The organism is Streptomyces sp. NPDC058307, assembly GCF_042880295.1.
GTDB lineage: Bacteria > Actinomycetota > Actinomycetes > Streptomycetales > Streptomycetaceae > Streptomyces.
Window position 1 is genome coordinate 1 of sequence record NZ_JBHVYZ010000002.1, and the last position, 9,512, is coordinate 9,512.

9 protein-coding genes and 1 pseudogene are annotated in these 9,512 nt (G+C 70.6%); 7 read left to right on the plus strand and 3 right to left on the minus strand.

Annotated elements, in window-relative coordinates; genetic code table 11:
• Positions 1-307: pseudogene (locus tag ACFVYN_RS01865) on the plus strand (alcohol dehydrogenase); the annotation flags it as partial.
• Here the strand turns inward: ACFVYN_RS01865 and ACFVYN_RS01870 are convergent.
• From ACFVYN_RS01870 to ACFVYN_RS01880, 3 genes are all read right to left on the minus strand, one after another.
• Positions 288-854, minus strand: a complete 567-nt coding sequence (locus tag ACFVYN_RS01870) for a GNAT family N-acetyltransferase (RefSeq protein WP_389991029.1) — start codon at positions 852-854, stop codon at positions 288-290. The pseudogene ACFVYN_RS01865 and the gene ACFVYN_RS01870 sit on opposite strands and share 20 nt — an antisense overlap.
• A gap of 62 nt (positions 855-916) precedes the next feature.
• Positions 917-1,117 (minus strand): helix-turn-helix transcriptional regulator, encoded by a 201-nt coding sequence (locus ACFVYN_RS01875; protein ID WP_389991032.1) that lies wholly within the window; start codon positions 1,115-1,117, stop codon positions 917-919.
• Between the two features lie 300 nt (positions 1,118-1,417).
• Positions 1,418-2,335: a sugar phosphate isomerase/epimerase family protein gene (locus ACFVYN_RS01880; protein ID WP_389991035.1), complete on the minus strand. Its 918-nt coding sequence runs from the start codon at positions 2,333-2,335 to the stop codon at positions 1,418-1,420.
• Positions 2,336-2,466: 131 nt separating this feature from the next.
• Between ACFVYN_RS01880 and iolC the strand changes: the two genes are divergently transcribed.
• The 6 genes from iolC to ACFVYN_RS01910 form a co-directional block, all read left to right on the plus strand.
• Complete coding sequence (iolC, locus tag ACFVYN_RS01885) at positions 2,467-3,417, plus strand: 5-dehydro-2-deoxygluconokinase (RefSeq protein WP_389991037.1); 951 nt, start codon at positions 2,467-2,469, stop codon at positions 3,415-3,417.
• Positions 3,414-4,295 carry a deoxyribose-phosphate aldolase gene (locus ACFVYN_RS01890; protein WP_389991040.1) on the plus strand — a complete coding sequence of 294 codons (882 nt, stop codon included), beginning with the start codon at positions 3,414-3,416 and terminating at the stop codon, positions 4,293-4,295. Before iolC ends, ACFVYN_RS01890 begins: the two co-directional genes overlap by 4 nt.
• A 10-nt stretch (positions 4,296-4,305) precedes the next feature.
• Complete coding sequence (gene iolB, locus ACFVYN_RS01895; RefSeq protein WP_389991043.1) at positions 4,306-5,121, plus strand: 5-deoxy-glucuronate isomerase; 816 nt, start codon at positions 4,306-4,308, stop codon at positions 5,119-5,121.
• Entirely contained in the window at positions 5,118-6,995 is a 1,878-nt protein-coding gene (iolD, locus tag ACFVYN_RS01900) for a 3D-(3,5/4)-trihydroxycyclohexane-1,2-dione acylhydrolase (decyclizing) (protein WP_389991046.1), read from the plus strand. The genes iolB and iolD overlap by 4 nt, the downstream gene beginning before the upstream one ends.
• A gap of 16 nt (positions 6,996-7,011) precedes the next feature.
• The gene (gene mmsA / locus ACFVYN_RS01905; RefSeq protein WP_389991049.1) at positions 7,012-8,514 is read left to right on the plus strand and encodes a CoA-acylating methylmalonate-semialdehyde dehydrogenase; all 1,503 of its coding nucleotides are present in this window, start codon (positions 7,012-7,014) and stop codon (positions 8,512-8,514) included.
• A gap of 198 nt (positions 8,515-8,712) precedes the next feature.
• Positions 8,713-9,512, plus strand: an 800-nt coding sequence (locus ACFVYN_RS01910) for an APC family permease (protein ID WP_389991052.1), incomplete at its 3' end; no start/stop codon positions are given.

The window sequence follows — 9,512 nt, forward strand, 5'->3', positions numbered from 1 at the left end:
CTGCGCGGCCTCCGTCAACTCCCTGCGCCGTCGCGGCCGGCACGTCCAGGTCGGCCTGCTGCCCTCACCGGACGGGACGACCCCGGTCCCCATGGCCCGCGCGATCGCCCTGGAGCTCGAACTCCTCGGCAGCCACGGCATGGCCGCCCACACCTACCCGCCGATGCTGGAACTGGTCGGGGCGGGCGTCCTGCGACCGGACCTCCTGGTCACCTCCACGATCACCCTCGACGCGGCCCCGGACGCCCTGGCGGCGATGGGCTCGGCGCCCGCGGCGGGGGTGACGGTCATCGAGCCGTGGAGGTGAGGGCGGACCACTCGTGGTCGAGGAGGCCCATGACCACCCAGTCCACCCACTCGCCGTCCCGCAGATCGGCTTCCCGCCGCACGCCCTCCACCGTGAACCCGGCCTTCTCGTAGACCCGCAGGGCGCGGTGGTTGTGGCGGTAGACCTCCAACTCGACGCGGTGCAGACCGAGTTGCTCGAATCCGTGGCCGACGATGAGCCGGGTGGCCTCGGTGCCGAGCCCGCGTCCGCGCCCACGGGGGCCGATGAGTGTGCGGAACGTGCAGCTGCGGGCACGGGCGTCCCAGTCGTACAGGACGACCTCGCCGACCAGTTCCCCGGTGGCGCGGTCGGTGACGGCGAGATCGAGACGGTCGGGCTGTTCGGACCGGGAGCCGTACCAGGACCGCAGCCGTTCCAGGGTGAGTTCGGCGGCGGGCGGGCCGGTGAAACGGATGACCTCGGGGTCGTCGATGATCTCCGCCATGACCTCGGCGTCCGCCTCCGTGAACGGCCGCAGTACGGTCCTGTCGCCGGTCAGCACGGGTTTGACGGAGAAGTCACTCATGGGCCGACTGTGTCAGACGCCCTGTCCCCCTGGCCCGGCGATTTCCGCCGGGCCGGTCGGTCTCAGTCCTCTCTGCGCCCCCGGTTGCCCGGCCGGGACGCGACCCACGCGCGCACGGTGTCCGCGTACCAGAAGGGCCTGCCGCCCTCGACATGGTCGGGCGGCGGCAGCAGCCCGTGCTTGCGGTACGACCGCACGGTGTCCGGCTGCACACGGATGTGCGCCGCGATCTCCTTGTACGACCAGAGCCTTCGGTCGGTCATGTGGTGCACCTCCTCGCGCGCACCGCGGCGGCGGCCGGGAACGGCCGTCGGGGGTACCGGGCGCTGCGCTGGCGATCACAAGTTGCGCCTCGTGAACGACATCCGGTGACCGTCGGTCAGGGCCTGTGCGCCAGGTGTGACGGAAGGCCCGGGTACCTGCGACATGTGTGACACGGAGGAGGTCTTTGTGACAGAGGTGACGCAATGGCGTACGCGGGCGCGAGGGCGCGGTGCGTTGACAAAGCGGCAGAAAGGGGCCCTCTCGGGGCCCCTTTCCGACCTGCTCGCCGGACCGGACCGCTAAGCCCCGCACGACCTCAGGAACGCCCTGGTCCGCTGAGCGATCGGCAGGGGCTTGTCCGGCTCGCACGGATACATGTCCTGCTCGACGATCGCGAACAGGTCCACGTCCAGCTTCTGCGCCGCCTCCAGCACGGGACCGAGCGCCGGCACCCCGGAAGGCGGCTCGCACATCACGCCCTGCGCCACCGCGGGCCCGAACGGCGTCCCCTTGGTCCGTACGTCCGCCAGGATCTCCGGGTCCACCTGCTTGAGGTGCAGATACCCGATCCGCGACCCGTACGTCTCGATCAGCTTGACGCTGTCCCCGCCGCAGTACGCGTAGTGCCCGGTGTCCAGGCACAGCGACACCAGGTCGGAGTCCGTGGAGTCCAGGAAGCGGACCACGTTCTCCTCGCTGTCGATGTGGGTGTCGGCATGCGGGTGGACGACGATCTGCAGGCCGTACTCCTCACGCACCCGCTGCCCGAGCCGCTCGGTCAGCGAGCTCAGGTTCCCCCACTGCTCGGCCGTCAGCGACGAGGGCTCCAGCACCTCACCTGTCTTGTCGTCCCGCCAGAACGACGGGATGACGACGAGATGCCTCGCACCCATCGCCTGCGCGAGCACCGCGTTGTCCGCGACATGAGCCCAGGTCTTCTCCCACACGGCCTCGCCGTGGTGCAGGCCGGTGAAGACGGTGCCCGCGGACACCTTCAGGCCGCGCCGGGAGACCTCCTCGGTGAGGACTGCGGGATCGGTCGGGAGGTACCCGTACGGTCCCAGCTCGATCCACTCGTAACCGGAGTCCGCGACCTCGTCGAGGAATCGCTGCCAGGGGACCTGCTGGGGGTCGTCGGGGAACCACACGCCCCAGGAGTCCGGAGCCGAGCCGATCCGGATGCGGGACAGTGAGGGCTGAGGTGCGGGCGCTGTCATGCCGGTCAGCTTCGGTTCGCACAGCAAGCGCTGTCAAGGTCTCGTCCGAATGTCTGGACAAAACATTGACAGGGCGCGGCGTCCGGGGCTACAAACGCCGGGAGAGCCGACGCAGGTACGAAGGGAAGCCGATGGCGTACGACCTGATCACCATGGGGCGGATCGGTGTGGACCTGTATCCACTCCAGACCGGTGTCCCGCTGCCGCAGGTGACGTCCTTCGGCAAGTTCCTCGGGGGCTCGGCGACGAATGTCGCGGTCGCCGCGTCGCGCCTGGGACGGCGGACCGCGGTGATCACCCGCACCGGCGACGACCCCTTCGGCACCTATCTCCACGAGGCCCTGCGGGACTTCGGCGTGGACGACCGCTGGGTCACCCCGGTCCCGGGCCTGCCGACCCCCGTCACCTTCTGCGAGGTCTTCCCGCCCGACGACTTCCCGCTGTACTTCTACCGGCAGCCCAAGGCCCCCGACCTGGAGATCGACGCCCACGAGCTGGACCTCGACGCGATCCGCGAGACGAGCGTCTTCTGGCTCACCGGCACCGGCCTGAGCGAGGAGCCCAGCCGTACGGCGACGCTGGCGGCCCTCGCCCACCGCGCGAAGGCCGGCACCACGGTCTTCGACCTGGACTGGCGCCCGATGTTCTGGAACGACCCGGCCACGGCCCGCCCCTTCTACGAAGAGGCCCTGCGCCACACCACCGTCGCCGTCGGCAACCTCGACGAGGTCGAGGTCGCGACCGGGGTGCGCGAGCCGCACGCCGCCGCCCGCGCCCTCCTGGACGCCGGTGTCGAACTGGCGGTCGTCAAGCAGGGCCCCAAGGGTGTCCTCGCCGTCAACAGCAAGGGCGAGTCCGCCGAGGTCCCGCCCCTGCCCGTGAACGTCCTGAACGGCCTCGGCGCCGGTGACGCCTTCGGCGGCTCCCTGTGCCACGGCCTGCTCAGCGGCTGGGACCTGGAGAAGATCATGCGGTACGCCAACGCGGCCGGCGCCATCGTCGCCTCCCGCCTCGAATGCAGCTCGGCGATGCCGACGGTCACCGAGATCGAGGACGCGGTCGCGGCGGGAGCGGTCAAGTGAACGTCGACCTCGCGGAACTCGTCCGCCTGCGTGCCGAACACCCCGAGGCGATCGCCGAAGCCGCCGCCCGGCGCACCCGCAGGCCGCTGCTCAACGGCAACGGCCGTCTGATGATCGTCGCCGCCGACCACCCCGCCCGGGGCGCGCTCGGCGTCGGCGCCAACCGCATGGCCATGGCCAACCGCGCAGACCTGTTGGAGCGCCTGTGCCTGGCGCTGTCCCGCCCCGGCGTCGACGGCGTCCTCGCCACCGCCGACATCCTGGACGACCTGCTGCTGCTCGGCGCCCTGGACGGCAAGGTCGTCATGGGCTCCATGAACCGCGGCGGCCTCCAGGGCGCGAGCTTCGAGCTCGACGACCGCTTCACCGGCCACCGCCCCGAGGACATCGAGCGCCTCGGCTTCGACGCCGGCAAGCTCCTCCTGCGCATCGACTACGACGACGCGGGCTCCCTGACCACCCTGGAGTCCACGGCCCGCGCGATCGACGACATGGCGGCACGCCGGCTCCCCGTCTTCGTCGAGCCGTTCATCAGCGGCCGCACCACCGAGGGCAAGGTCAGGAACGACCTGTCCGCCGAGGCCGTCACCAGGTCGATCGCCATCGCCTCGGGCCTGGGCGGCAGTTCGGCCTACACCTGGCTCAAGGTCCCGGTCTGCGACAACCCCGACGACATGGGCGAGGTCATGGCCGCCTCCACCCTGCCCGCCGTACTGCTCGGCGGCGAGGTCGGCGACGACCAGGACGGCGCGTACGAGAAGTGGCGCGGCGCCCTTCAACTCCCCACCGTGCGCGGCCTGGTGGTCGGCCGTTCGCTGCTGTACCCGGCGGACGGCGACGTGGCCGCCGCCGTGGACACCGCCGTAGGACTGCTGTGAGGGCCGCCGCATGACACACAACGAGCTGTACGTCGCCAAGGGTGCCTCGACCAACGCCCAGTACACGGTGGACATCGACCCCAAGCGGGCCGGCTGGACCCACAGCAGTCTGCGGATCGTCGAGCTGGCACCCGGCGGCACCCACACCTTCACCTCCGGTGACAGCGAGTGGATCGTGCTCCCGCTGGAGGGTGGCTGTACCGTCCACGTCGGTAACGAAGAGTTCCAACTCCTGGGCCGGGAAAGCGTGTTCGCCGGAGTCTCGGACTTCGCGTACGTGCCCCGGGACGCCCAGGCATCGATCGCCTCCGGCGCGGGAGGCCGCTTCGCCCTGGCAGGAGCGAAGTGCGAGCGACGACTCCCCGCCCGCTACGGCCCCGCGCCGGAGGTCCCCGTCGAAGCACGCGGCAGCGGCACCCAGTTGCGGCACGTCCGCAACTTCGCCTCCGCCGACGCCTTCGACTGCGACAAGCTCATCGCCGTCGAGGTGGTCACCCCCGGCGGCAACTGGTCCTCGTACCCGCCGCACAAGCACGACGAGCACCGGCCGGGTGTGGAAGCCGAGTTGGAGGAGATCTACTACTTCGAGATCGACGGCCCGAACGGTTTCGGCTACCAGCGCGTATCTCCCTCCCGTGAGGGCGGATCCGACGTCCTCGCCGAGGTCCGCTCCGGCGACGCCGTCCTCGTCCCCGACGGATGGCACGGCCCGTCCATCGCCCAGCCCGGCCACGACATGTACTACCTCAACGTCATGGCGGGGCCGGGTGAGACGCGGGAGTGGCGGATCTGCTTCCACCCTGACCACACCGAGGGATACCGATGACGATCCGCCTGACCGTCGCGCAAGCGCTGGTCCGCTTCCTCGCCGCCCAGTACACCGAACGCGACGGCGTACGGCAGCGGCTGATCTCCGCGACCTGGGGCATCTTCGGCCACGGCAATGTCGCCGGACTCGGCCAGGCGCTCGTCGAGTACGCCGACGACATGCCCTACCACCAGGGCCGCAACGAGCAGTCCATGGTGCACGCGGCCGTGGGCTACGCGCGTCAGTCGAACCGCCTGTCCACCCACGCGGTGACGACCTCCATCGGCCCCGGCGCCACCAACCTGGTGACGGGCGCCGCCCTCGCGACCATCAACCACCTCCCGGTCCTGCTTCTGCCCGGCGACACCTTCGCCACCCGCGTCGCCGACCCGGTCCTCCAGCAGCTCGAAGTGCCGTACGCGGGCGACCTCAGCGTCAACGACTGTCTGCGGCCCGTGTCGAAGTACTTCGACCGCGTCACGCGTCCGGAGGCCCTGATCCCGGCCGCCCTCCAGGCGATGCGCGTCCTCACCGACCCCGTCGAGACCGGCGCGGTGACCCTCGCGCTGCCGCAGGACGTCCAGGCCGAGGCCCACGACTGGCCCGACGAGTTCTTCGCCGAGCGCACCTGGACCGTACGGCGTCCGGGCGCCGACCCGGCCGAACTCGCCGAGGCGGTACGCGCGATCAGGTCCGCGCACCGGCCGCTCCTCGTCGCCGGCGGCGGAGTCCACCACAGCCGCGCCGAGGAGGCCCTCGCCGAGTTCGCGAACGCCACCGGCATCCCGGTCGCCTCCACCCAGGCCGGCAAGGGCTCCCTGCGCCACGACCACCCCCAGGACGTCGGCGGCGTCGGTCACACCGGCACCGCCACCGCCAACGAACTGGCCCGCCAGGCCGACCTGGTGATAGGCGTCGGCACCCGGTACACCGACTTCACGACGGCCTCCGGCACGCTGTTCGCCGCCGACGGCGTCCGCTTCCTCAACCTCAACATCAAGTCCTACGACGGCCACAAGCTCGCCGGTGCGCCCCTGGTCGCGGACGCCCGCAGCGCCCTGACGGAGCTCACCGAGGCACTCCAGCTGCACGCCCACCGGGTCACGGGGACGTACATCGACGAGTACACCCTCGACAAGGAGCGCTGGGAGCAGCGCGTCGACGCCTGCTACGAGGCCGAGGAACCCGACATCCGGCCGACCCAGCCGCAGGTCCTCGGCGCCCTGGACGCCCTGGTCGACGAGTCCGACGTGATCGTCAACGCGGCCGGCTCCCTCCCCGGCGACCTGCACAAGCTGTGGCGCGCCCGGTCGAGGGACCAGTACCACCTGGAGTACGGCTACTCCTGCATGGGCTACGAGATCCCGGCCGCGATCGGTGTGAAGATGGCCGCTCCCGACCGCAACGTCTGGGCGCTGGTCGGCGACGGCACGTACCTGATGATGCCGACGGAGATCGTCACGGCCGTACAGGAGGGCATCGCGATCAAGCTGCTCCTGATCCAGAACCACGGCTACGCCTCCATCGGCGGCCTGTCCGAGACGGTCGGCGGCGAGCGGTTCGGCACCGCCTACCGCTACCAGTCCGAGGACGGCACCTACACGGGCGCCCCGCTGCCCGTGGACCTGGCCGCCAACGCGGCCAGCCTCGGTATGCGCGTGCTGCGCGCGAAGACCGTACGAGATCTGCGCGCCGCCCTCGCCGAGGCACGCGACGCGGACATACCCACATGTGTCTACGTGGAGACGGAAACGGCAGACACAGTGTCGGGCCCGCCGCCCGCGCAGGCCTGGTGGGATGTACCTGTGGCCGAGACCGCGACCCGACCGTCCGCGGTGAAGGCCCGAGAGCTGTACGAACGGCACGTCTCAACCCGACGCCGCCATCTCTGAAAAGGAGTACTCGGTCATGACGAAGATCGTCAACCACTGGATCGGCGGCAAGACCGTCGAAGGCGCGTCGGGCAACTACGGGCCGGTCACCGACCCGGCGACCGGCGCGGTCACCACCAAGGTCGCGTTCGCCTCCGTCGACGAGGTCGACGCCGCCGTGGCCGCCGCCAAGGACGCGTTCGCGACCTGGGGCACCTCCTCGCTCGCCAAGCGCACCACGATCCTGTTCCGCTTCCGGGCGCTCCTGGAGGCGAACCGGGACGCGATCGCCGAGCTGATCACCGCCGAGCACGGCAAGGTGCACTCCGACGCGCTCGGCGAGGTCGCGCGCGGCCTGGAGATCGTGGACCTGGCGTGCGGGATCACCGTGCAGCTGAAGGGCGAGCTGTCCACCGAGGTCGCCAGCCGCGTGGACGTCGCGTCCATCCGCCAGCCGCTCGGTGTCGTCGCGGGCATCACGCCGTTCAACTTCCCGGCCATGGTCCCGATGTGGATGTTCCCGATCGCCATCGCGACCGGCAACACCTTCGTCCTCAAGCCGTCCGAGAAGGACCCGTCGGCCTCCCTCAAGATCGCCGAACTGCTCGCCGAGGCCGGTCTGCCCGACGGCGTCTTCAACATCGTGCAGGGCGACAAGGTGGCCGTCGACCGCCTCCTGGAGCACCCGGACGTCAAGGCCGTCTCCTTCGTCGGCTCGACCCCGATCGCCCGCTACATCCACACCACCGCCTCCGCCAACGGCAAGCGCGTCCAGGCGCTGGGCGGCGCCAAGAACCACATGCTGGTCCTGCCGGACGCCGACCTGGACGCGGCCGCCGACGCCGCCGTCTCCGCCGCCTACGGCTCGGCCGGCGAGCGCTGCATGGCCATCTCCGCGGTCGTCGCGGTCGGCGCCATCGGCGACCAGCTGGTCGACAAGATCCGCGAGCGCGCCGAGAAGATCAAGATCGGCCCCGGCAACGACCCGGCCTCCGAGATGGGCCCGCTCATCACGAAGGTGCACCGCGACAAGGTGGCCTCCTACGTCGAGGGTGCCGCCGCCGAGGGCTGCGAGGTCGTCCTGGACGGCACCGGCCACACCGTCGAGGGTTTCGAGGACGGTCACTGGATCGGCATCTCGCTCCTCGACAAGGTCCCCACCACCGCCAAGGCGTACCAGGACGAGATCTTCGGCCCGGTCCTGACCGTGCTGCGCGTCGACACCTACGAGGAGGGCATCGCCCTCATCAACGCCTCGCCGTTCGGCAACGGCACCGCGATCTTCACCCGGGACGGCGGCGCCGCCCGCCGCTTCCAGCTGGAGGTCGAGGCCGGCATGGTCGGCGTGAACGTCCCGATCCCGGTCCCCGTCGGCTACCACAGCTTCGGCGGCTGGAAGGACTCCCTCTTCGGCGACCACCACATCTACGGCAACGACGGCACGCACTTCTACACCCGCGGCAAGGTCGTCACCACCCGCTGGCCCGACCCGGCAGACGCCCCCGCGGGCGTGGACCTGGGCTTCCCGCGCAACCACTGAGCGCCCACGACGGGGCCGTCCGCCATGCGGACGGCCCCGTTTTTTTGCGCCCGCGCGCTGCGGTTCCCGTACCCCCGGGAACGCGGAGCCGACTGACCCGAACTGTCATATTCATCATTTCAGCCCGTCTCGATCTACGGATTCCGCAGCTGGACACCTATTGACGCGCTGGTTTTCGTCGGGGTTCCATGCAGCACCATGACCGACACCCTCCGCCCTGCCGACACCGCCGTCCCAGAGGCGCTGGAGCACGGCCACGCCAAGCTCAACCGTTCCATCGGCGTGGTCGGCGGCACCCTGCTGACCCTGTCCTGCGTGACCCCGGCCTCCACGCTCTTCGTGGTCGTCCCCGACCTCTTCGGCTCGCTCGGCACCGCCACCGCCCTGACGATCGCCATCGGCTCCCTCCTCTGTGTCGCCGTGGCGTTCTGCTACTCGGAGCTGGGCACCCTCATCCCCAGCGCGGGCGGCGAGTACGCGATGGTCTCGACGCTGGCGGGACGACTCGCCGGCTGGCTCGTCTTCGTGCTCTCCCTCCTGGTCGTCATGATCGTCCCGCCGGTGATCGCGATGGGCACGGCGGACTACCTGGCCCCGGTGATCCACCTGAACCCCTCCCTGGCGGGCGCCGCGGTCATGCTCCTGGCCACCCTCGCCGGCCTCCTCGACCTGCGCGCCAACGCGTGGATCACCGGCGTCTTCCTGGTCCTGGAGGTGATCGCGGCGGCGGTGGTGGCGCTCCTGGGCTTCACCCACGCGCACCGCGGCCCGAGCAGCCTGCTGTCCATGCAGGTGGCAGGCGCGAACGGCGCCACGGACACGGTCACGGGCATGCTGGTGGTCTCCGGCCTGGCGATCGCCCTCTTCGTCACCCAGGGCTTCTCGACGGCCGTCTACCTCTCCGAGGAACTGGAGAACCCCCGCCGCAACGTGGCCCGCACGGTCCTGGCCACCCTCGCCATCTCCACCGTGATCATCCTGGTCCCGGTGGCCGCGAT

Bases quoted from the DNA above. Each gene is read 5' to 3' on its own strand.
- ACFVYN_RS01870 (WP_389991029.1), bottom strand. From the start codon at position 854: ATGAGTGACTTCTCCGTCAAACCCGTGCTGACCGGCGACAGGACCGTA.
- ACFVYN_RS01875 (WP_389991032.1), bottom strand. From the start codon at position 1,117: ATGACCGACCGAAGGCTCTGGTCGTACAAGGAGATCGCGGCGCACATC.
- ACFVYN_RS01880 (WP_389991035.1), bottom strand. From the start codon at position 2,335: ATGACAGCGCCCGCACCTCAGCCCTCACTGTCCCGCATCCGGATCGGC.
- iolC (WP_389991037.1), top strand. From the start codon at position 2,467: ATGGCGTACGACCTGATCACCATGGGGCGGATCGGTGTGGACCTGTAT.
- iolB (WP_389991043.1), top strand. From the start codon at position 4,306: ATGACACACAACGAGCTGTACGTCGCCAAGGGTGCCTCGACCAACGCC.
- iolD (WP_389991046.1), top strand. From the start codon at position 5,118: ATGACGATCCGCCTGACCGTCGCGCAAGCGCTGGTCCGCTTCCTCGCC.
- mmsA (WP_389991049.1), top strand. From the start codon at position 7,012: ATGACGAAGATCGTCAACCACTGGATCGGCGGCAAGACCGTCGAAGGC.